Annotated in this window: 20 protein-coding genes, 1 tRNA gene and 1 pseudogene; 10 read left to right on the top strand and 12 right to left on the bottom strand. The window is 74.8% G+C overall.

Going from position 1 to position 19,657, the window contains the following annotated elements; genetic code table 11:
- The first annotated feature begins 220 nt into the window (after positions 1-220).
- From ACFV4G_RS29610 to ACFV4G_RS29595, 4 genes are read left to right on the top strand one after another with little or no spacing between them, the layout of a single operon-like run.
- Positions 221-1,366 carry an acyl-CoA dehydrogenase family protein gene (locus tag ACFV4G_RS29610; protein ID WP_380445180.1) on the top strand — a complete coding sequence of 382 codons (1,146 nt, stop codon included), beginning with the start codon at positions 221-223 and terminating at the stop codon, positions 1,364-1,366.
- On the top strand, positions 1,363-2,220 hold the full coding sequence (locus tag ACFV4G_RS29605; protein WP_380445179.1) for an N-(5'-phosphoribosyl)anthranilate isomerase: 858 nt from the start codon (positions 1,363-1,365) through the stop codon (positions 2,218-2,220). The genes ACFV4G_RS29610 and ACFV4G_RS29605 overlap by 4 nt, the downstream gene beginning before the upstream one ends.
- The gene (locus ACFV4G_RS29600) at positions 2,217-3,095 is read left to right on the top strand and encodes an indole-3-glycerol-phosphate synthase (RefSeq protein ID WP_380445178.1); all 879 of its coding nucleotides are present in this window, start codon (positions 2,217-2,219) and stop codon (positions 3,093-3,095) included. The genes ACFV4G_RS29605 and ACFV4G_RS29600 overlap by 4 nt, the downstream gene beginning before the upstream one ends.
- Entirely contained in the window at positions 3,092-4,021 is a 930-nt protein-coding gene (locus ACFV4G_RS29595; RefSeq protein WP_380445177.1) for an alpha/beta hydrolase, read from the top strand. The genes ACFV4G_RS29600 and ACFV4G_RS29595 overlap by 4 nt, the downstream gene beginning before the upstream one ends.
- A 205-nt stretch (positions 4,022-4,226) precedes the next feature.
- Here ACFV4G_RS29595 and ACFV4G_RS29590 read toward each other — a convergent pair whose 3' ends face one another.
- The 4 genes from ACFV4G_RS29590 to ACFV4G_RS29575 are packed head-to-tail and all read right to left on the bottom strand — an operon-like array spanning position 4,227 to position 6,710.
- Positions 4,227-4,658 carry an NUDIX domain-containing protein gene (locus ACFV4G_RS29590; protein WP_380445176.1) on the bottom strand — a complete coding sequence of 144 codons (432 nt, stop codon included), beginning with the start codon at positions 4,656-4,658 and terminating at the stop codon, positions 4,227-4,229.
- Positions 4,659-4,663: 5 nt separating this feature from the next.
- Complete coding sequence (locus ACFV4G_RS29585; protein ID WP_380445175.1) at positions 4,664-4,924, bottom strand: hypothetical protein; 261 nt, start codon at positions 4,922-4,924, stop codon at positions 4,664-4,666.
- Positions 4,921-5,115 carry a hypothetical protein gene (locus ACFV4G_RS29580; RefSeq protein WP_380445174.1) on the bottom strand — a complete coding sequence of 65 codons (195 nt, stop codon included), beginning with the start codon at positions 5,113-5,115 and terminating at the stop codon, positions 4,921-4,923. Before ACFV4G_RS29580 ends, ACFV4G_RS29585 begins: the two co-directional genes overlap by 4 nt.
- A gap of 17 nt (positions 5,116-5,132) precedes the next feature.
- A complete protein-coding gene (locus ACFV4G_RS29575; protein ID WP_380445173.1) occupies positions 5,133-6,710 on the bottom strand; it encodes an IS200/IS605 family accessory protein TnpB-related protein in 1,578 nt (525 codons plus the stop codon).
- A gap of 878 nt (positions 6,711-7,588) precedes the next feature.
- On the opposite strand from ACFV4G_RS29575, the gene ACFV4G_RS29570 reads away from it, so the two are divergent.
- Entirely contained in the window at positions 7,589-8,209 is a 621-nt protein-coding gene (locus ACFV4G_RS29570; protein ID WP_380445172.1) for a maleylpyruvate isomerase family mycothiol-dependent enzyme, read from the top strand.
- A 4-nt stretch (positions 8,210-8,213) separates the two neighbouring features.
- Positions 8,214-8,843: a TetR/AcrR family transcriptional regulator gene (locus ACFV4G_RS29565; RefSeq protein ID WP_380445171.1), complete on the top strand. Its 630-nt coding sequence runs from the start codon at positions 8,214-8,216 to the stop codon at positions 8,841-8,843.
- A 248-nt stretch (positions 8,844-9,091) separates the two neighbouring features.
- Here the strand turns inward: ACFV4G_RS29565 and ACFV4G_RS29560 are convergent, their stop codons facing one another.
- The 6 genes and pseudogenes from ACFV4G_RS29560 to ACFV4G_RS29535 all read right to left on the bottom strand — a co-directional run bounded on the left by ACFV4G_RS29560 (position 9,092) and on the right by ACFV4G_RS29535 (position 13,643).
- Positions 9,092-9,622: a maleylpyruvate isomerase N-terminal domain-containing protein gene (locus ACFV4G_RS29560; RefSeq protein ID WP_380445203.1), complete on the bottom strand. Its 531-nt coding sequence runs from the start codon at positions 9,620-9,622 to the stop codon at positions 9,092-9,094.
- Positions 9,623-9,734: 112 nt separating this feature from the next.
- Positions 9,735-10,005 (bottom strand): annotated as a pseudogene (locus ACFV4G_RS29555) (transposase); the annotation flags it as partial.
- 128 nt (positions 10,006-10,133) lie between these two features.
- Positions 10,134-10,628 carry a hypothetical protein gene (locus tag ACFV4G_RS29550; RefSeq protein ID WP_380445170.1) on the bottom strand — a complete coding sequence of 165 codons (495 nt, stop codon included), beginning with the start codon at positions 10,626-10,628 and terminating at the stop codon, positions 10,134-10,136.
- A 228-nt stretch (positions 10,629-10,856) separates the two neighbouring features.
- A complete protein-coding gene (locus ACFV4G_RS29545) occupies positions 10,857-11,513 on the bottom strand; it encodes a DUF6875 domain-containing protein (protein ID WP_380445169.1) in 657 nt (218 codons plus the stop codon).
- The gene (locus ACFV4G_RS29540; protein WP_380445168.1) at positions 11,510-12,187 is read right to left on the bottom strand and encodes a hypothetical protein; all 678 of its coding nucleotides are present in this window, start codon (positions 12,185-12,187) and stop codon (positions 11,510-11,512) included. Before ACFV4G_RS29540 ends, ACFV4G_RS29545 begins: the two co-directional genes overlap by 4 nt.
- A gap of 79 nt (positions 12,188-12,266) precedes the next feature.
- On the bottom strand, positions 12,267-13,643 hold the full coding sequence (locus tag ACFV4G_RS29535) for a pyridoxal phosphate-dependent decarboxylase family protein (RefSeq protein WP_380445167.1): 1,377 nt from the start codon (positions 13,641-13,643) through the stop codon (positions 12,267-12,269).
- A gap of 355 nt (positions 13,644-13,998) precedes the next feature.
- Between ACFV4G_RS29535 and ACFV4G_RS29530 the strand changes: the two genes are divergently transcribed.
- Positions 13,999-15,522: a multicopper oxidase family protein gene (locus tag ACFV4G_RS29530; protein ID WP_380445166.1), complete on the top strand. Its 1,524-nt coding sequence runs from the start codon at positions 13,999-14,001 to the stop codon at positions 15,520-15,522.
- 238 nt (positions 15,523-15,760) lie between these two features.
- Here ACFV4G_RS29530 and ACFV4G_RS29525 read toward each other — a convergent pair whose 3' ends face one another.
- Complete coding sequence (locus tag ACFV4G_RS29525; protein WP_380445165.1) at positions 15,761-16,129, bottom strand: hypothetical protein; 369 nt, start codon at positions 16,127-16,129, stop codon at positions 15,761-15,763.
- 533 nt (positions 16,130-16,662) lie between these two features.
- On the opposite strand from ACFV4G_RS29525, the gene ACFV4G_RS29520 reads away from it, so the two are divergent.
- The 3 genes from ACFV4G_RS29520 (at position 16,663) to pgm (ending at position 18,961) form a co-directional block, all read left to right on the top strand.
- A tRNA-Tyr gene (locus tag ACFV4G_RS29520) sits at positions 16,663-16,742 on the top strand.
- A 57-nt stretch (positions 16,743-16,799) separates the two neighbouring features.
- A complete protein-coding gene (locus ACFV4G_RS29515) occupies positions 16,800-17,099 on the top strand; it encodes a YciI family protein (protein WP_380445164.1) in 300 nt (99 codons plus the stop codon).
- A 221-nt stretch (positions 17,100-17,320) separates the two neighbouring features.
- Positions 17,321-18,961: a phosphoglucomutase (alpha-D-glucose-1,6-bisphosphate-dependent) gene (pgm, locus tag ACFV4G_RS29510; RefSeq protein WP_380445163.1), complete on the top strand. Its 1,641-nt coding sequence runs from the start codon at positions 17,321-17,323 to the stop codon at positions 18,959-18,961.
- A gap of 179 nt (positions 18,962-19,140) precedes the next feature.
- Here the strand turns inward: pgm and ACFV4G_RS29505 are convergent, their stop codons facing one another.
- Entirely contained in the window at positions 19,141-19,554 is a 414-nt protein-coding gene (locus tag ACFV4G_RS29505) for a MarR family winged helix-turn-helix transcriptional regulator (protein ID WP_380445202.1), read from the bottom strand.
- Between the last annotated feature and the right edge of the window lie 103 nt (positions 19,555-19,657).

Below are 19,657 nucleotides of genomic sequence, written 5' to 3'. Positions count from 1 at the left end.
TCAAACCCGCAAGCCCGGCCCACGAGCCGGGCCCGCAAGCCCGTCAAGCGAGTCACGCCCGCGAGCCCGTCAAACGAGGCAGGCCCGTCAAGCCCGTCAAACGAGTCAAGCCCGTCATGCCCGTCAAGCGAGTCAAGCCACTGAACGCCGGTGCGCCCCGCGCCGGTTGGACACCCCGGGCCCCCGTGAGCGGCAGGCCCGGGAGGAAGGCGGCACCACCGTGATCCGCTGGAACGCCGACCAGGACGCCCTGCGCGAGGCACTGGCCCGCTTCGGTGACGACCTGAGCGCCGGCCACATCGAAGGCGACGAGCAGGCCGCCTTCTCCCACGACAAATGGCGCCTGATCCAGAAGACCGGGATCCTGTCCCTGCCCTTCGACGAGGCCCACGGCGGGCTCGGACAGTCCCTGCTGACCACCATGTACGTCCTGGAGGGCCTGGGGCAGCACTGCCGCGACGGCGGCCTCAACTTCTGCGTCACCACCTCCATGGCCTCCACCGGCGTGCCCCTGCAGGCCTTCGGCTCGCCCGCCCTCAAGGAGGCCTACCTGCCGCGCATCGCCTCCGGCGAGGCGATCGGCGCGCACGCCATCACCGAGTCCGAGGGCGGCTCGGACGCCATGCAGATGCGCACCCGCGCGGTGCGCGACGGCGACCACTTCGTCCTCACCGGCGCCAAGACCTTCGTCTCCAACGGCCCCGTCGCCGACGTCATCGTCGTCTACGCCCGCACCCACCCCCAGGGCGGCGCGCTCGGCGTGACCGCCTTCCTCCTGGACCGCGGCATGCCGGGCCTGAGCACCGGCAAGCCCATCAGGAAGATGGGCCTGCGCACCTCCCCGCTGTCCGAGGTCTACCTCGACGACGTACGGGTGCCCGCCGACCGCGTCCTGGGCCGCGTCGGCGGCGGCTTCCTCGTCCTGGACCACGTCATGAAGCGCGAGATCCTCTACTCCTTCATCGTCAACACCGGCGAGATGCAGCACCGCCTGGCCCGCTGCCTGGACTACGCCAAGACCCGGATGTCCTTCGGCAAGCCCATCGGCTCCTACCAGTCGGTCGCCAACAAGATCGTCGACACCAAGATCCGCCTGGAGACCGCCCGCAAGTGGCTCTACGACACCGCCCAGCGCCTGGAGGCCGGCGAGAACGTCACCGTCGACATGGCCATCGCCAAGCTCCTCACCAGCGAGTCCAACCTCGCCACCTCGCTGGCCGCTGTCCAGGTCTTCGGCGGCAACGGCTACATGTCGGAGTACGGGCTGGAGAAGGACGTGCGCAACGCGGTCGCCGGCACCATCTACTCCGGCAGCAACGAGATCCAGTACAACCGCATCGCCGCGATGCTCGGACTCGGCAAATGAACGCCCTGCCCTCCCCGCCCTCCCCGCCGGGCCCGTCCTCCCCGCCCTTCTTGTCCTTCCCGTCCTTCCCGCCGGCCCCGCCCGTCCTGCCGGCGCCCCCGGGCACCGCCGTCGCGCGGCGCCCGGCGCCCGCCCCGCGCCCGGGCCTGCGTCACCTGAAGGTGTGCGGGGCGCGCACCGCCGCCGACGTCGCCCTGCTCGCCGCCGGCGGCCCCACCCTGGTGGGCCTGTGGCACGGCGTGCCCGGGGGACCGGCCGACCTCAGCGCCGAGCGCCTGGTCCGGCTGGCCGCCGCCGCCCACGGCAGCGGCCTGGAACCGGTCCTGGTCACCTTCCTCGACGACGCCGCCGCCCTGGCCCGCCTGGCCGCCGACGCCGGCGTGCGCTGGATCCAGCTCCACGCCTACCAGCCGCCCGCCGTCGTCGCCGACCTGCGCCGGCGCCTGCCCCACGCCGTCCTCGTCAAGGTCCTGCACCTGGCCCGCGGCCGCTGCCTGGAACGCCCCTTCATCCGGGCCTTCGAACGCGCCGGATGCGACCTGTTCCTCCTGGACACCGTCACCGACGACGGCCGCGTCGGCTCCACCGGCCACCCCCTGCGGCCCGCCGACGTCCACGCCCTGCTGCCGCGCCTGAGCATCCCCTTCCTCCTCGCCGGCGGCCTGAACGCCGGCAACCGCCCCGCCTACACCACCGTCACCGAACACCCCCTGTACGCGGGCGCCGACATCGACACCGCCGCCCGCGACGGCGCCGGCCGCTTCACCCGCGAGGCCCTCACCGCCCTCACCCGCGCCTGGCACCCGCACCAGCCGTCCCTCCCGCCGCCGTCTCCCGAGGACCCCCGACCATGACCGCCGCCCCCTCCCTGCCCGCCGCCCCGTCCCCGCCCGCTGCCGGGCCCGCCCCCGAAGTCGCGTCCGCCTCCACCCGGTTCCTGGACGCGCTGCTCGCCGCCGACCGCCCCCTGGTCATGGAGATCAAGCTCCGCGACCCCCACGGCGCCGACCTGCTCGGCCCGCGCACCGTCACCGACCTCGTCACCCGCTACGAACAGGCCGGCGCCCCCTGCCTGTCGGTGGTCACCGGCCGCTGGTTCGGCGGCACCCCCCGCCTGCTGCGCGAGGTCACCGCCACCACCTCCCTGCCCGTCCTGCAGAAGGACTTCCTCACCCGCCCCGCCCAGCTGGAGGCCGCCGCCGCCCTCGGCGCCTCCGCCGTCCTGCTCACCGCCGCCCTGCTGCCCGCCGCCTCCCTGCGCCGCCTGATCACCGCCGCCCTCGGCCTCGGCCTCACCCCCTTCGTCGAGATCACCGAAGAAGCCGAACTGGAGCGCCTCACCCGCCCCGAGGCGTGCGTGATCGCCGTCAACAACAAGGACATCCGCCGCCGCGAACGCGACACCGGCGACCTCACCCGCTCCCTGCGCCTGCTGCCCGCCCTGCGCGCGTGCGGCACCCGCGCCCCCGTCTCCGCCTCCGCCATCACCGACCCGGCCGACGGCGCCCGCCTCCTGGACGCCGGCTACGCGGGCCTGCTGATCGGCACCTCCCTCATGCGCCAGGGCGATGTGGGCACCTGGACCGCCCGGCTCGACGCCGCCCGCCTCGATGCCGCCCGCCTCGATGCCGCCCGGCTCGATGCCGCCGGGCTCGATGCCGCCCGACCCGAAGCCGCCGGGCTCGATGCCGCCCGCCTCGACGCCGCCCGCCGGGCGGTGACCGCATGAGGCACGCCCCCGCTCCGAGCCCCCTGGTGCGCTCACTGGTCCTCGACGCCGACGGCATCCCCGTCTCCGCCCTGGTCGCCGAACCCCCCGCCGCACCCGCCGGATCCGCCACTGCGGCCGGGTCCGCCGGTGAGCCCAAGGCCCTGCTGCTGGCCATCCACGGACGCGGCATGCGCGCCGCCTACTTCGCCGGCCCCGCCCACCCGGACACCGACCTGCTCACCCTGGCCGCCCGCCTCGGCTACACCGTGCTCGCCCCCGACCGCCCCGGCCACGGCGCCTCCGCCCGCCGCCTGCCCCACGGCCAGCTCATCGCCGACCAGGCCGCCACCCTGCACGCCGCCCTCACCGACTACGCCCGCGCCCACCCCGTCGGCGCCGGCGTCCAGCTCCTCGCCCACTCCTTCGGCGGAAAGATCGCCCTCCAGCTCGCCGCCCACTGGCCCGACGACCCCGCCCTGCCCCTGCTCGGCGTCGACATCTCCGGCCTCGCCCAGCACTACGCCCCCGGCGCGTGGGACCGGCCCGACGACCTCGCCGGCGGCGGCCGCCTCAACTGGGGCCCCCTGCACCTCTACCCGCCCGGCACCTTCCACGCCGCCCGCACCCTGCTCACCCCCGTCCCCGCCCTCGAATCCCGCGAACTGGCCACCTGGCACACCCGCTACACCACCCTGGCCGCCCGCGTCCGCGTCCCCGTCCGCCTGACCCTCGCCGACCACGAGACCTGGTGGCGCCTGGACCCGCCCGCCCGCACCGCCCTCACCCGGGCCTTCCCCGAAGGCCTGGCCCGCCTCACCACCGCCCACGGCGCCGGCCACAACCTGTCCCTGGGCCACGCCGCCCGCCCCTACCACCTGCGCGCCCTCGCCTTCACCGACGACTGCCTCACCCGCACCCCACGCCCGGCCCTCGCCGCCGCCTGACACCCCCACACCCCACACCCCGCCCCGCCTGCCCGCCCGTCGCTGCGCCCGCCCCGTCCCGTGCGGGGCCCGGTGCCCCGTCCTCGCGGCGCTCCGGGCGTTGTCCCCGGGGCGTCCGGTTCCGGGCGGTCCGGCCCGGCGGCCACTCGTGCGGGCGTTGCGGGCACGGGGGCACCGGGCCCCGCGGCGCCCGTCCCCGGTGGGTTCAGGCGGCGCGCTGGCCGTGCAGGAGCAGCGGCACGGCACGGCCCGTCAGCGCCTGCGTGACGCGGGCGGCCTGCGCCGGGGCCATGACCTGCCCGATCCGCCGCACGGGCACGAAACGCGCACCGATGGGCCGGCCGCCGGTGACACCGCCGTCGAAGACGAGGCCCAGGCGCTGCGGGTAGCGGTCGGCGCAGGCGAAGTCGACGGCCAGGACGTGCGTGAGGCGCCGGACGAGACCGGTCTGCGCGAACAGGTGGCGGGCGGCGGCCTCGTGCGGCGCCTCGTCGGGCCGGGCGGCGCCGCCGGGCAGGATCAGCCCGTCCAGGTGGTCGGGGTCGACGAGCAGGACATCCCCGCGCACGTCGCGCACCAGGACGAGGCAGCCGAGCCGGCACACGGGCGCTTCGGCGTGAAGCCGGGGGTCGGGCAAGGCAGTCACCGTCCTTCTTCGGCGGCGGCGAGGTGCTCGTAGTGCAGGCCCTTGCGCAACAGCTCGACGATGCGCAGCACTTCGGCGGTGCGGGCGGCGCCGAGGGAGATCAGGTAGCAGCCGGTGCGGCGCCCGAAGTCCCAGTCCACCTCCAGGGACGGCAACTTCGCCCCGGCGAGCGCGAGGACGGCCGCCAGGTCGTCGGCCACCAGGGCGGCCTCACGCCGCTGTTCGGCCGTCGCACGGTCCAGGATCGGCCCCATCACCCACCGGTCCTGCGGTGCACCTCGAACAGGCGCCACGCCGAGAACGCGGCGCAAAACGAGTGGAAGCCGGCGAGTTCACCGCTGGAGCCGCTGCGCAGCCACTGCCCGGTGACCTCGTTGCGCACCCGGTAGCACCGGGCACCGGGGTCCCAGCGGACCCCGTAGCCGTGGAGTCTGGACGACGACACCATGATGGCGAAAACCGTTCCTATTCAGTGAGCAGGAGTGAGTCTTGGACCCACGGTTGATCACTGCGCGCATCCCGAACGGTTTTGGGTGCGCTGGTCGCCCGCGTTCTCGTTGTCCCCGTCCGGCTGCGTGCATCGTGTGCACGGTCCGTGGCGGGGTGGCGGGTTTCCTCGTGTCCCCGGATGCCCGATGGGGCCTGGGCGGTCCGATGCCCGCGACGATCGCTCCGGTCGTCGTGGGGCGGTGTCGTCCGTCGCCGGATCGGGTGTCCGAGGGCGCGTCGCCCGATGGCGACAGCGGCGCTGTCGTGTCGGGTGGTCTTACGGGTGGGTGTCGCGAGCGGTTTCTGCCAGTGCTGCGCGCCCCACCGGGAGGTGTAGGCGGGGTCGACCGCGACGATGACCAGGTCGAGCTCGGCGGCCATGGAGACGAGCCGGGCACGGAGTTTCCCGGTGGGGATGCCGGAGACGAGCTGCCGGAACCGCTTGCGGCGGCCGTGCTTCTCGCGGGTGGTCTCGGCGGTGAAGTCCAGGTTCTCCAGACCGATCGCCGTGACACCACAGCGCTTGGCCCAGTGCAGAAGCCGGGTGATGGCGTGGCGGACCTGGGCGTCGCGGTGGGTGGCGGTGCCGGACAGGTCGTAGGGGAACCGCTGGGGCTCGCCGACCGGGTTGCCGTGGACATCGAGCCGCCAGCACGTGAAGTGGTCGGCGTTGGTGTCCACGCCGACCATCCCGGCCGCACGGGCCGCCTCCAGCGGCATCGTCCGCACGACCGGCCGGGTCCAGGAGGCGTCCAGGTACCAGCGTCCCCGGTCCACGTCCAGGTGGATGCGGTACGCCACCGCCCGGTCGGCCTCGATGCGGTCGGCCCACTCCTGCCCCCGGTGCGGGAAGGACACCTTCGCGGCCAGGACGTACCGGCCGTGCCTGGCGTTCGCCAGGTCGGCGAGCGGGGCCGGCAGCTTGATCGACACTTCGCCGTCGGGGGTGACGCGGATCGTCTCGTTCCCGAACCGCTTGCCGGACTCCCCGTCAGCCGACAGGAACCACCGGGCGGTTTCCCACTTCTCCCGCCACCGGGCTTCGGTCAGGTCCGCGGCGGTGAGGTTGTGCCGGGTGCCCAGCAGCTTTCGGCCGCCGCGCACCACGCGCACGCGGCCGGCCTCACGGTCGGCCGCGACCTGTTCGCGGCGCTCCTCAAGGATCGCCAGGCGACGGGTCTTGACGAACCACTCGTGCCTGGAACGGTATCCGCCGGGCTGCCGCCTGCCACCCTTCTCCCCGATCGGCAGGGACAGCCGGTGGGAGATCGTCCTGATCCCGGTGTCCAGGGAGTCCAGGTGCGCGGCCTGCCCCCGGCGCGACAGCGCCCACTGGTCGTGCGTGGCCTTCGTGATGCTCCCGGCCCACCGTGACGACGACTCGGCCGTCAGGTCCCGCTTGCGCCCCGCCCACGTGGTAGTGGAGTGCTCCAGGCCGTCGGCGCACCGGGCCTTGAGATCACGCGACGCCAGCGAACCCAGGTGCTCACCGACCAGCCGCAGCACTCGCTCGTCCTCGGGGGTGAGGCCCCTGAGGCGGTCACGGACCGTCACACCCGACGGTCCAAGGGAAACGAACGGCGCGTCGATCCGCCGCAGCGGCTTCCCGGGCCCGGTCACGCCATCCCCCTCTCCGTCAGCGCCACCACCCTGGCACACGCCACTGACAGTCGCTTCACCGGTCCAACAAGCCGTGATCGAAAACAAACTCACGGACACCCATGCGCACGAAAACGACCTCGATCCCCAGCAGTTCACAACCCCTACGAATTCGCCTCCGCGGACGGCATGGACCCTCCTCTGCGTGGAGGAGAGCTGCTGAACCCGACTCGCCTCGTCGACCTCCGGCCGGGCGCAGCCATCCCGGGCCCATGATCCGACAAGGGGCGAATCTCCGCGCCGCGCCGGCCGTCCGCGCCAGGATGGCCGGAACGGGCAGGACCAGCAGAGAGGAAGCCGAGTTGAGCGGCACGATCCACCCGGAGAGACAGGGCCGTTGGCGCGAGCAACGCGGCCGCGCATCCCGCGGACCCGCCCGGGCACCCAGACAACCCGCTCTGCCACCGCTACCGGACGAGCTGCACGACGACGCCCGCAGCCCCGAGGCCCTTCTCGCCGGCCCGCAGAACCCGCCGCCCAACGACCCGCCCACGCCACCGAACCAGTAAGCACCCCGGCCATCCGGCCGGGGGAGTGGGAAGTCCACGGGGCCGACTTTCCACTCCGCGCTGCCCCCGGCTGGGCAGGGCAGGGCCGAGGGGTAGTGCCGTGGTGCGGGCGCCGCCCTCAAGGCCCTTGCCGGCGCGGGGAGTCGACGGGGCCGACTTCCCGCGCCACACCACCCCCGCCCTATACATACAGGCTGCATGTATGTATCGTCGTCGGCGACGGCACGGCCACCAACGGCCGCCGCACACCAGGGGGTTGACGGCATGACGGGGATGGACAGGGCGCAGGTCGTGGCGGGGCTCGACACCGAATTCGGGCTCTTCGCCGACCTGCTCGACGCTCTCAAGGACACCGACCGGGACGCGGCCACGCGCTGCGCCGGATGGCAGGTGCGCGACGTCGCCGCGCACGTCACCGCCAACGCCCTCGACTCCGCCGACGGCACCATCGGCACCCGCACCCCCGACGACCAGGCCCGCGCCCTGCGCGACACCCCGCCCCGCGAACTCGCCGCCCTCCTGCGCGAGGCCGCCGCCCGCCTCACCGCCTCCCTCGCCCGCCTCGACGACCGCGTCTGGCAGAGCGTCAACCCCCGCTTCGGGCGCACCGTCGCCAACGGCGTCCTGACCCTGTGGTACGACGCGTTCGTCCACGCCGACGACATCCGCACCGCCCTCGGCCACCCCCGCACCACCGACGGCCCCGGCCTCGCCGCCAGCGAGACCTGGCTGCGCGCCGAACTCCAACGCCTCGGCCGCCCCCACGCCGCCACCGCCACCGCGCCCGCCGCCGACCCGATGGCCTTCGTCCTCGCCGCCTCCGGCCGCCTGGACCCCGCCCTCCTCGGCCTCGACCACGACGTCAACGTCTACTCCGTACGATGAGGCCATGACGAAGAAGGCCGAACAGGGCGACGCCACCCGCAGACACCTCGTCGACGCGGCGATCGCCCTGTTCACCGCGGACGGCTACGCCGAGACCTCCACCACGCGCATCGTCGAGCGCGCCGGAGTCACCCGCGGCGCGCTCTACCACCACTTCCCCGACAAGCACCGCCTCTTCGAAGCCGCCTACGAGGCCGTCCAGCACGACGTCCACGACCGCTGCGCCCACGCGGCGACCGAGGCCAAAGAAGCGGGCCACGGCGTGATCGGACGGATGCTGGCCGGCATGGACGCCTACCTGACGGCCTGCCTGGAAGCCCCCGTGCAGCGGATCCTGCTCATCGAGGGCCCCCTCGTCCTCGGCTGGGAACGCTCGGTGCGCTTCGGCGACCCCTACTGCGCCCGGCAGCTGCTGCGCGCCTCCCTGGACGGCGCCGCCCGCCGCGGCCTGCTCGCCCCCGGCCAGGCGGAACCCCTGGCCCACCTGCTGTACGGGGCGCTGCACCAGGCGGCCGTCGCCCTGGCCACCGCCGCCGACCCGGCGGCCGAGCGCGAGGCGATGAGCCGGGCGGTCGCCGACCTCGTCACCTCCCGCCTGCCCGCCGAGGCCGCCGCCGGGGCCGGGACCGGCTGAAAGGCCTGAAGCAGGGGAGGCCCCCGGGGGGCTGCGTGATCCCGAACCGGCCGGCCCGGGACAGGCCATGGGGCCGCCTGGCAAGCCCGGGCGTCGGGGCCCCGAGCCGGGGGCGGCAGGACCGGAAAGGCGTCGTGCCGAGGCTGGCGTCGGGGGTCGGGCCCGGCCGCCCGGCGGACCGTGCCGAACGGGCTTCGGAGCGCAGGGCGTTGCCGCTCGGCTTGACGTTCAACCTTCGCAGAGATCTGTCAGGAGGTCGCTGCCTGCCACGTCCATGAGGTGCGGCGGGGGCGACCGTCCAACTCGCCCCGGCCAGTGCACCAGAGGAGGACCTCGATGGGCTCTCCGGGCGGGGCGTCGGGAAAGAGGCGGCGGAGCACGCCCTCGCACAACGGTTGCGGTGGCAGCCACGGCACGCCCAGGCCCTGGGTGATGTCGTAGGTGTGAAGGAGGATCTCGGCAACACCCATCGACGCGAAGCCGGCCGGGTCACAGGCGCCCCAGTGCCAGGCCCGCACCTGCGGGTCAGCCGTGGCCAGCGCACTGCTGAGCAGTCCCGCGCAGGCGGTGACCACTTGGAGCACCTCCCGGGGGGAGGCGTCCGGGGGGACCGTCAGATCAAAAGGCAGGTAGGCATCGGCGGGGCAGGCTGCCACCTGGCCGGCGTAGGCCAGCAGGTCGTGCGCCACGTGGACAGCCGTCTCCCGGCAGGTCCAGTCAAGCGAATCCGCTGAGACCGCCCAGTTGTCCGCTGTGTGCGGGCCGAGTGCCCGCACCATCTCGGCCACGGCGCCATCCACATCCCGGTGATCCATACCTCGCCTCTCGGAGCTGGTGCTGTGACGCGAGCAGTTCTACCTGATCCGTCCAGGTCATCCTCGCTCAGGCTGGTCAAGCTGTGCGCCTGGGTTCGGTGCCCTTCCGGTGGTGGGCGGGCCGGGCGTGTGCCTCGCCGGTGGCGAGGACTTTGCCCACCTCGCAGCGGGCGGCGGGCCGCTGGTTCTTCGAGCCGGGCGGCCGGCCCGGGCCGGGGCGGGTTGGTTTCGGTGCACGCGCCGGTGAGGGGACCTTCGTGTGGAGGTTCCCGAACCCGCGCCGGACCGGGCGGGGTGAGTTTGTTCGGTTCCGCCGGTCGTTCCCAAGGTCGGCGGAGGTCGGCGGAGGTCGGCGGAGGTCGGCGGAGGTCGGCGGAGGTCGGCGACCGGCGGCCGGGCGAGGCGGAGCGAGCCTGCTGACGTCGAAGATCGCCAGGACAGTGGCCGCAGAGCCTGGTCACCGGCTCGTCGTGTCTCACCCAGTGTTGTTCCTGATCATGTTTCGTCTCAAGAGTTTCCCCCCAGGGGCGGTCTGCTGACGTTTGCCTGGCGGCGGAGCTGCCGCTGTGGCGTGTTCGGACCAGTACGAGCCGGCGCTTCGGGAGGGTCGGTGGGTGTCGAGGGGCCGGGGCGGGAAGCGGGGGCTGTCCAGGCAGGCCAGGACGCGGGTGGCGGTGGCGTCGAGGAAGACGATGAACGGCCCGCTGCAGTCCGGTGTTTGGACGACGGCGATGCGCAGGGCCCCGTCCCCGGCCTGGCGCAGGATCGCGAGGGACTCGGCGAGGCCGAGCGAATGGAGGCCGCGTTCCAGGATCCTGCGCTCGCGCCGGCTGTAGACACCGGCGAGCCGCCGGGCGGGGATCAGGTTGGTCCCGACATCGAACGCGCCGCCGGACAGCAGCGCCCGGCGGGCGGGGCCGCAGGCCGGGGTCTGGTCGGTGAGCAGCGCGGCGAGTTCCTGGCGGGTCATGCGCCCACCCTGCCCTGCCACCACCCGGCCCGGCCAGCGGGTTTCGTCCCCGGCCGTCCCGGCCACGGAGCAGGCGCCGCCTCCGCCCCGGACGCGTGCGCTCCGGGGCGGGCGGTGCGGCGCGCAGGCCGCGCGGGGTGGGGAGCCGGGCGATCCAAAACGCAAGGAGGTGCGGGGAGTTGGGCCCCCGGGACGCCCGGGCGCCGGCCGGGGTTCCGGGGGCCCGGGTCAGGCGGCCACGGGGGAGGGGGACTTGGTGCGGGCGGTCATGCCGGTGACGAGCTGGTCGCGGATGCGGGCGGGCATGGCGGGGGCGAAGCGGGCGAGGTAGTGGGTGAGGTGGGTCTCGTCGCCGGTGAGGAAGGGCAGGTCGAAGACGAGGAGTTTGCGCACGGCGAGCAGCGGGACGGGGGCGCGCAGCGGGCGGAAGGCGGGGTTCCACAGGCCGCCCTCCTCGCAGACGGGGTGGAACTGGCCGATCATCAGGCCCTGTTCGACGAAGTCGTCCTTGGCCTTGCGCTGGAGTTCGTCCAGGGCGGTGGAGTCGGCGGGATCCAGGTGGGGCAGCAGGAGCAGGATGGTGAGCAGTTCGCGCTCCGACTCCTCGGTCAGGCCGTCCAGGAGGGTGTCGTACCAGGTGCGCAGCCCGGCGACGAGGGCGGGCAGGTCGTCGTCGTCCTGGCCCTCGATGGTGGCGATGTGGAACAGGCCGCGGCGCAGGGAGGGCTGGGTGTAGGGGCAGACGGGGCCGGTGCGCCCGAGGTCGGGGTGGGAGGCGGTCAGGAAGACGCGGCTCCAGGCCAGGACGCGGGCGACCTCGGGGCGCTCGGCGCCGGCGCCGGCGTCGATCTCGGCGGCGGAGTGGACCCGCAGGACGGCGCTCACCTGGGCCCCCGCCACATCGGGCGCAGCCGGGGCCCGCCGCCGGGCAGGGCGATGGCCTCGCCGAAGCGGGTGAAGCCGTGGGTGGCGCACAGGTGGGCGCCGCCCGGGGAACTGGTCTCGGCGTAGGCGGCCTGGCCGTCGGCGTCGATGCGCGCGGTGACGGCCGCGAGCAGGGCGGCGGCGGTGCGGGTGTGGCGGGTGACGGGGCGCACGCCGATGAACGCCAGGTAGTAGTGGGGGCGGTGGACGGGGTGGCGGCGCTGCTGGAGGCGGGTGATGGCGGCCAGGCGGTGGGCGGCCTCGGGGTGGGCGGCGGTGTCGACGGCCCGGTCCAGGGCGCGGGCGGCGCCGGTGTCGCGCCGGGCGGGGTTCTCCCACACGCCGGGTGGCAGGAACAGCAGCGCGCCGTCCAGGGCGTCGGTGGTCATGACGCCGTCGTGGGCCAGGCACTGGGCGAGGTGGACGCGGAAGAAGGCGGGCAGGACGCGGGCGCGGTGGGCGCCGTCGGGGAAGGCCCAGCGCATCAGGGCGTCGTCGTGGAAGGCGGCGGCCAGGGTACGGGCCAGGGGTTCCTCCTCGCCGTCGCGCGCGGGGCGGACCGCGGGCGGGGGCGGGGGCGGCGGGGTCAGGGGGGCGAGCGCGGCGGCGCCGGGTCGCAGGGTGGCGGTGGTCAACGGACACACTCTCCTCGGCGGGATCGGTAGACGATCGGCGGGATCGGTGGACAAAAGGGCTGCGCGGGGGGAAGCCGGTTCAGGCGCGGGCGAGTTCGCTGACGCGCGCGTGCAGGCGCGGCAGGTAGTGCTCGGCCTCGGGCTTGATCAGGACGCTGCGCAGGATCCGCGCCCCGTCGGCGTCCGCGAGCGCGCCGGGGTGGCGGCGGGTGAAGTCGGCGGCGTCCACGCGCAGCAGGCTCAGGTAGACGGGGTCGTCCTCGGCGCTCATCCCGGCGCGCAGGACGCGTTCGCCGGCGGCGTCGGTGCCCGCCAGCGACAGCGGGCCCGTGCCGGTGGGCAGGTAGGTGACGATGTCCAGGTCGGGCTGCTGGTAGAGCGTCAGGTCCGGGCTGTCCCGGATGAGGTCGGCCCAGGCGAGGGCGGCGCGCCGCCCGCCGGCCAGGACGGCGCCGAAGCCGCCGGGGGTCAGCGGCAGGAGCTGCAGGGTCAGCCACAGGGCGGCCGCCGAGGCGCCGGCGCGTGAGCACTCCAGGCTGATCTCGCCCAGGTGCAGTTCGGCGTCGGTGAAGTAGGTGTAGGGCGAGTCGTGGGCGAAGTGGCGGCCGATGGCGGGGTCGGCGAACAGCACCGCGCCGCAGCCGTAGGGCTGCAGGCCGTGCTTGTGGGGGTCGACGGTCACCGAGTCGCAGCCGCCGACCGCCCGCCAGGGCCGCGGGTCCAGGCCCAGGGCGGCGGCCTGGGCGGGGTCGGCGGCGAGCAGCGCGAAGAACCCGCCGTAGGCGGCGTCCACGTGCACCCGCGCCCCGTAACGGCGGGCCAGCGGCAGGATCTCGTGGACGGGGTCGACGGCGCCGAGCCCGGTGGTGCCGGCGGTGACCACCACCGTGCCCACGTCGCCGCCGCGCAGCAGCGCCTCCAGCGCGTCCGCGTCCATGCGGCCCAGGCCGTCGGCGGCCACCGCCACCCCGCGCACCCCCAGGACGTGGCACATGCGGCTGTGCGTGTAGTGGGCCTGCTCGCTGTAGGCCACCGCCCGCCCGGGGTGGCTCTGGCGCGCCACGTACAGCGCCTCCAGGTTGGCGATGGTGCCGCTGCTGGTGAGGTGGCCGACGTGGGCGGGCAGCGCGAACATGGCGGCCAGCGCCGCCACGCACTCGCGTTCCATGTCGCTGGTGGCCGGGCCGCCCTCGTAGGCGTGGTTGTTGGGGTTGAAGCGCATCGCCGCCAGGTAGCCGACGACGGCCGCCGGGTGCGGGGGCTTGACCATCTGCCCGGCGTAACGGGGATGGAAGAACGGGTAGTTGTGCTCCAGGCGCTTGGCGAAGCGCTCGAACGCGGCGGCGAAGTCCGCGTCGTCCACGTGGTGCGAGGGGTGCGGCTCGAAGGGCCCGAACCGCTCGCCCCACCGCTCGACGACCTCGGCCGCCCTGCCCAGCCAGTACCGCAGGTCCACGCTCCCGCCCTCCCCTTCGAGTCCCCCCGGATCCCCGCGGGCCGTCCACGCCGGCGCGCGGCTTCCAGCTGCCTGGAGCCGCTTCGAGGGATCCTCCAGTGCTTCCCGAGCCACGGTGACCCGCACGGCGCAACAGGCGCGCAACACGCCCAGCTCGCCGCACCCCGCACCCCGCACACCTGCGACCTGCGCCGCACGGACGGCGCCGGCCCCAGCGGGACTCCGCCGCCGCGCGAGCGGGCGCTGCTGCAATCGCCCCCGGAAGATCCCGGACCCGAAGCCTGGCACCCCGTCCGCGAGTCCGGCCCGCAGCTCCAGACAAGCCCCACAGACCCGCCGCCCCGGAGGACCCACGATGGTGAGCAGACGCAGGATGATCGGCGCCGCCCTGGCGACCGGGGGAGGAGTCCTGCTGATGCGCACCACCCTGCGCCCGGCCGCCTCCCTCACCCCCGCGGGCCCGGACGCGGCCGACCGCCACGGCCCCGGCCACGTCCACGAGAGCGCCACCCCCACCGGGCAGCCGGACCCCGGACCCGACGCCGGCCCCCGGCTGGCCGGGAAGTTCTCCCTGGCCATGCCCCTGCCCCCGGTGCTCAGCCCCGTCTCCACCGACGGCGGCGCCGACACCTACGCCGTCACCATGCTCCAGGTCCACACCCCGATCCTGCCCGGACGCCCCGCCCGGGTCCTCGCCTACAACGGTGCCTTCCCCGGCCCCGTCATCCGCGCCCGCTCCGGGCGCCCGGTGGTCGTGCGCCAGACCAACCTCCTGGACGAGCCGGCCTCCGTCCACCTGCACGGCGCCAGCGTGCCCGCCGACAGCGACGGCGACCCCATGACCCTCATCGCCGCCGGCCGCACCCGCACCTACACCTACCCCAACGACCAGAGCCACGCGAACCTGTGGTTCCACGACCACGCCCACCACGCCGAATCCGAACACGTCTACCGCGGCCTGGCCGGCTTCTACCTGCTCACCGACGCCACCGAAGCCGCCCTGCCCCTGCCCTCGGGCCGCTACGACCTGCCCATCGCCCTGCGCGACGCCCGCTTCGACACGGACGGCAACCTCGTCTACCGCATGGACGACCCGTTCAACCGCACCACCATCCTCGCCAACGGCCGCCCCTGGCCCCGCGTGGAGGTCGCCGCCCGCAAGTACCGCCTGCGCCTGCTCAACTCCTCCAACCTGCGCTTCTTCTCCCTCAAACTGGAGGACGGCGGCCCGATCACCCAGATCGGCTCCGACGGCGGCCTGCTGGAACGCCCCCACGTCACCGACACCGTCGACCTCTCACCCGGCGAGCGCGCCGACGTCGTCATCGACTTCTCCCGCTACCGCGTGGGCACCAGCGTCACCCTCACCAACGCCATGCCCCCCGGCCCGCCCGAACACGTCGGCCAGGTCCTGCGCTTCGACGTCACCCGCGCCGCCCACGACCCCAGCTCGGTCCCCGCCCGCCTGCGCACCCTGCCCGCCCTGCCCGAACCCGACCGCGAACGCACCGTCGTCCTGCAGGTCGACGAGGACGGACGCGCCGAACCCCGCGGCATGATCGACGGCAAGACCTACGACCCCGACCGCGTGGACGCCGCCATCACCCACGGCACCAGCGAAGTGTGGACGGTCACCAACGCCAACAAGGACGTCCCCCACAACTTCCACCTCCACCTCGTCCAGTTCCGCGTCCTTCAGCGCAACGGGCAGCCCCCCGGCCCCGAGGAGTGCGGCCTCAAGGACACCGTGCGCCTGCTGCCCGGCGAAAGCGTGCGCCTGCAGGCCGTCTTCGACACCTACCGCGGCCGCTACCCCTACCACTGCCACCTGCTCGACCACTCCGCGATGGGCATGATGGCCCAGATGGAAATCTCCTGACCCACCCCCTTTGGGGGCCGCCCGTGCGCCGGACGGCCCCCAAGGGCGGGCACCGGCGGCTCAGGAGGCGCGGATGCCCCGGCCCGGCGCCGGGATCCCCGCCGGACCGGACCGCGCCCCGGCCGCCGCCCTCCACGGCCCGGGCCCGCGCGGCGGTGCCCAACCGCTGCTCATCCCGTCCGCCTCCGACCGACCGTCAAACAGCACGTGCCGTACCGCAGGCGGCCCCTCTCCGCGCCTACCGCCCCGCCCCCGTCTGCGGTGCGGTCTGTGATGCGCTCTGCGGTGCGGCCTCCAGTGCGCGCAGCCCGGCCGCCACGCGCTCCAGGACCTTCGCCCGGTGCGGGTGGTGCGCCGGGACGACGGCCAGCGCCGCCAGCGCCTCCTGGAGCAGCGCCCGCCGCCGCCCGGGCAGGTGCGCGACCTGCGCCGAGCGGCTCGACTCCTCCAGGACGTACGCCAGCCGCGTGGCGTACACCTGCGGGTTCACCGCGAACAGCAGCCGGTAGACGGCCAGTCCGGCGGGCGCGTGCAGCACCCGCCCGTCGTGGCTCAGCAGCCGCATCCGCGCCCTGAGCACCAGATCCCGGTCCGTGTTCATCTCCATCGAGCCCCCTCGTATCGCCCTGCCCCACCCCGCCTCCGGCCCGCGCGCAGCACGAGGCGCGCGCCGGCCCCCGAAGGCGGGAGCCGGCACGGAACCGGAGAGGTGGATGCGGACGAGTCTGCGGGTGGGCGCCAGGGGCGCACAAGGCGAAACCCGGGTGCTCTGCGTCCTACCGCAACCACCCGCCGACCTGGCAGGATTGGACTCGCCACACACCCGGGACGGGCCCTGCGGAAAACCGGTTGCCGCCCCGCCGCGCACCCGGCACAGTGATCCCCGACGACGCGATCAACCGCGTACCGCGAATGACGAAGGGGGACTTGGCGATGCACCGCACCTATCCGGGTTCCCCGCGTTATCGCGCGAGCCGTCCCGCCGCGCGCTGAAGCCGCCGCCGGCCCGCCGGGGCCGGGCCCGCACCGCTTCCGCTTCCACGTCCGTTTCCGCGGTTCTTCCCGCGCTTCTCTTCTGTGGTTCCTCGGCTCTCCGCGCGTGCCGCGCACGGCAGTTGAGGACCCGTCTCCTTCCTCCGAGGGCGAGCTGGGCACTGGTGAGCCCAAGGGCCTGTAAAGCCCCCGCTTCGGCTGTGGCGGTTCGAATCCGCCCTCGCCCACCCCGCAGCCCCCGCCCCGGCCGGCCCTGTCCGGCGGGGCGGGGCTAGCCTGGGCGCATGTTCGTTCTGGAGCTCTCGTACACCGCCCCGCTGGAGCGCGTCGACGCCCTGCTGCCGCAGCACGTCGAGTGGCTGAACGGCCACTACGCCGACGGCACGTTCCTGGCCTCCGGGCGCAAGGTGCCGCGTGACGGCGGGGTGATCCTCGCGGTGGGCGAGGACCGGGCCGCGATCGAGGCGCTGGCGGCCACCGACCCGTTCGCGCGCGAGGGCGTGTGCGCCTACCGCGTCACCGAGTTCCTGGCCACCGTCACCGCCCCCGCCCTGGACGCCTACCGCCAGCAGCTGCCCGCCTGAGCGCCGCCGCGCCGGCCGTCCGCCGCGCCGGCCGTCCGCCGGGTCCGTTCCCGGCGGAAGATCGTCCGGATTCGTCCGGTTCCGGCCGTCGTGGCCCCGGGGTGTTCCCGGGGGCGTGTAGTGTGCCCCGTCCCGGTCGCCGGTACGGGGCACCGTCGCGTTCTGGCTACGATCGGTCGCACGGGGCAAGGACGCGCAGGACTGTGGCGGGAGAGAGACGGATGGCACACGCACGGGCCGGCCGGCAGGCCGAGCCGGGTGATCTGGTGGACGTGGCGCGGCTGGTGACGGCCTACTACGCGCTGCACCCCGACCCGCAGGAGGCGGGTCAGCGGGTGGCGTTCGGGACGTCGGGGCACCGGGGCTCGTCCCTGGACGCGGCGTTCAACGAGGACCACATCGCGGCGACCACGCAGGCGATCTGCGAGTACCGGGCGCTGCAGGGGGTGGCGGGGCCGCTGTTCCTGGGCGCGGACACCCACGCGCTGTCGGAGCCGGCGAAGGCGACGGCCGTGGAGGTGCTGGCGGCCAACGGCGTGCAGGTGCTGCTGGACTCGGCCGACGGCTACACCCCGACGCCGGCGGTCTCGCACGCGATCCTGGCGCACAACCGGCGCAGCCCGCGCGCGCTGGCGGACGGCATCGTGGTGACGCCCTCGCACAACCCGCCGCGCGACGGCGGCTTCAAGTACAACCCGCCCAGCGGCGGCCCGGCCGGCTCGGAGGCGACCGGCTGGATCCAGGACCGCGCCAACGAGCTGATCCGCGAGGGCCTGCGCGGGGTGCGCAAGGTGCCCTACGCGCGGGCGCTGGCCGCGGCCACCACCGGCCGTTACGACTACCTGGGCGCCTACGTCGAGGACCTGCCGCGCGTGCTGGACCTGGACGCGGTGCGCGCAGCGGGCCTGCGCATCGGCGCGGACCCGCTGGGCGGGGCGTCGGTGGCCTACTGGGGGCGCATCGCCGAGGCCCACCGCCTGGACCTGACCGTCGTCAACCCCGAGGTCGACCCGACCTGGCGGTTCATGACGCTGGACTGGGACGGCAAGATCCGCATGGACTGCTCCTCCCCGTCGGCGATGGCCTCCCTGATCGGGCGCCGCTCCGAGTACCGGATCGCCACCGGCAACGACGCGGACGCCGACCGGCACGGCATCGTCACCCCCGACGGCGGCCTGATGAACCCCAACCACTACCTGGCGGTGGCGGTGGACTACCTCTACCGCCACCGCGGCGACTGGCCGCTGGACGCCGCGGTCGGCAAGACGCTGGTCTCCTCCTCGATGCTGGACCGCGTCGCCGCCGACCTGGGACGCGAGCTGGTCGAGGTCCCGGTCGGCTTCAAGTGGTTCGTCGACGGCCTGCTGGAGGGCTCGATCGCCTTCGGCGGCGAGGAGTCGGCCGGCGCCTCGTTCCTGCGCCGCGACGGCGGGGTGTGGACCACCGACAAGGACGGCATCCTGCTGGCGCTGCTGGCCTCCGAGATCACCGCCGTCACCGGCGCCACTCCCAGCGCCTACTACCGCGAGCTGACCGCGCGCCACGGCGCCCCCGCCTACGCCCGCGTGGACGCCCCGGCCGACCGCGAGCAGAAGGCCCGCCTGGCCCGCCTGGCCCCGGAGCAGGTCACCGCGGGCGAGCTGGCCGGCGAGAAGGTGACCGCGGTGCTGGCCAAGGCCCCGGGCAACGGCGCCGCCATCGGCGGCCTCAAGGTCTGCACGGACAACGCCTGGTTCGCCGCCCGCCCCTCGGGCACGGAGGACGTGTACAAGATCTACGCCGAGTCCTTCCACGGCCCCGAGCACCTGGCCCGGGTGCAGGAGGAGGCCCGCGCCCTGGTCGGCGAGGTCCTCGGCGCCTGACGCCCCGCCCGCCCGCCGTGCCCCGGACCGCGCCGCCGCGGTCGGGGGCACGCGCATGCCCGCACCTCCGCGCGCGTCCGTACGTACCTCTGCGCCGGGCCGTCCGCCGTCCGCGCGTGCCGTCCGCCGTCCGCGCGGGCCGTCCGCGCCGGGCCGGCGCCGGGCTCCCGGGGCGTGTCCTAGAGGGTGCCGAAGGGCCCCTGCTCGGCGAAGCGGGCCAGGCCCCGGGCGAAGACCTCCGCCTCGCCGGGCGGCCAGGAGGCGAGCGCCTCCTCGATGCCGCCGGCCAGGCGCCGGCGCATCACCTCCACCGCCTCCTCGCCGGCCGCGGTGAGCGCGAGCAGGGTGGCGCGCTGGTCGCGGGGGTCGGCCTCGCGGCGCAGCAGGGCGGCGTCCTCCAGGCGGGTGGCGCGGCGCGAGACGCCGGAGCGGTCGAGGCCGATCTCGGCGGCCAGGTCGGCGGCGCTGCGCGGCCCGAAGCGGGCCAGGCCGCTGAGGACGGGGTAGGTGACCTCGTCCACGGCCTCGCCCAGACCCGCGGTCAGGCGCCGGTAGAGGGCGGTGCGGGCGGTGCGGCGCAGCAGGGCGGCCAGGGCCTGGGCGGAGGGGTGGGCGCGCGAGGGGGCGGGCCAGGGGAGCGCCCGGGGGGGGTCGGAGGGGGCGGGCCCGGGGGGTGGGATATAAACAAAAACAAAC

It is taken from the genome of Kitasatospora sp. NPDC059747, from assembly GCF_042732955.1.
Taxonomy (GTDB): Bacteria; Actinomycetota; Actinomycetes; order Streptomycetales; family Streptomycetaceae; genus Kitasatospora.
Note: the sequence above shows the minus strand (reverse complement) of the source record. Positions and strands in the feature narration are given on the sequence as shown.

Coding starts and splice junctions, on each gene's coding strand:
- ACFV4G_RS29550 (WP_380445170.1), bottom strand. CDS start 10,628: ATGACCCGCCAGGAACTCGCCGCGCTGCTCACCGACCAGACCCCGGCC.
- ACFV4G_RS29595 (WP_380445177.1), top strand. CDS start 3,092: ATGAGGCACGCCCCCGCTCCGAGCCCCCTGGTGCGCTCACTGGTCCTC.
- ACFV4G_RS29515 (WP_380445164.1), top strand. CDS start 16,800: ATGTTCGTTCTGGAGCTCTCGTACACCGCCCCGCTGGAGCGCGTCGAC.
- ACFV4G_RS29580 (WP_380445174.1), bottom strand. CDS start 5,115: ATGGTGTCGTCGTCCAGACTCCACGGCTACGGGGTCCGCTGGGACCCC.
- ACFV4G_RS29530 (WP_380445166.1), top strand. CDS start 13,999: ATGGTGAGCAGACGCAGGATGATCGGCGCCGCCCTGGCGACCGGGGGA.
- ACFV4G_RS29600 (WP_380445178.1), top strand. CDS start 2,217: ATGACCGCCGCCCCCTCCCTGCCCGCCGCCCCGTCCCCGCCCGCTGCC.
- pgm (WP_380445163.1), top strand. CDS start 17,321: ATGGCACACGCACGGGCCGGCCGGCAGGCCGAGCCGGGTGATCTGGTG.
- ACFV4G_RS29560 (WP_380445203.1), bottom strand. CDS start 9,622: ATGGTGCGGGCACTCGGCCCGCACACAGCGGACAACTGGGCGGTCTCA.
- ACFV4G_RS29525 (WP_380445165.1), bottom strand. CDS start 16,129: ATGGAGATGAACACGGACCGGGATCTGGTGCTCAGGGCGCGGATGCGG.
- ACFV4G_RS29605 (WP_380445179.1), top strand. CDS start 1,363: ATGAACGCCCTGCCCTCCCCGCCCTCCCCGCCGGGCCCGTCCTCCCCG.
- ACFV4G_RS29570 (WP_380445172.1), top strand. CDS start 7,589: ATGACGGGGATGGACAGGGCGCAGGTCGTGGCGGGGCTCGACACCGAA.
- ACFV4G_RS29565 (WP_380445171.1), top strand. CDS start 8,214: ATGACGAAGAAGGCCGAACAGGGCGACGCCACCCGCAGACACCTCGTC.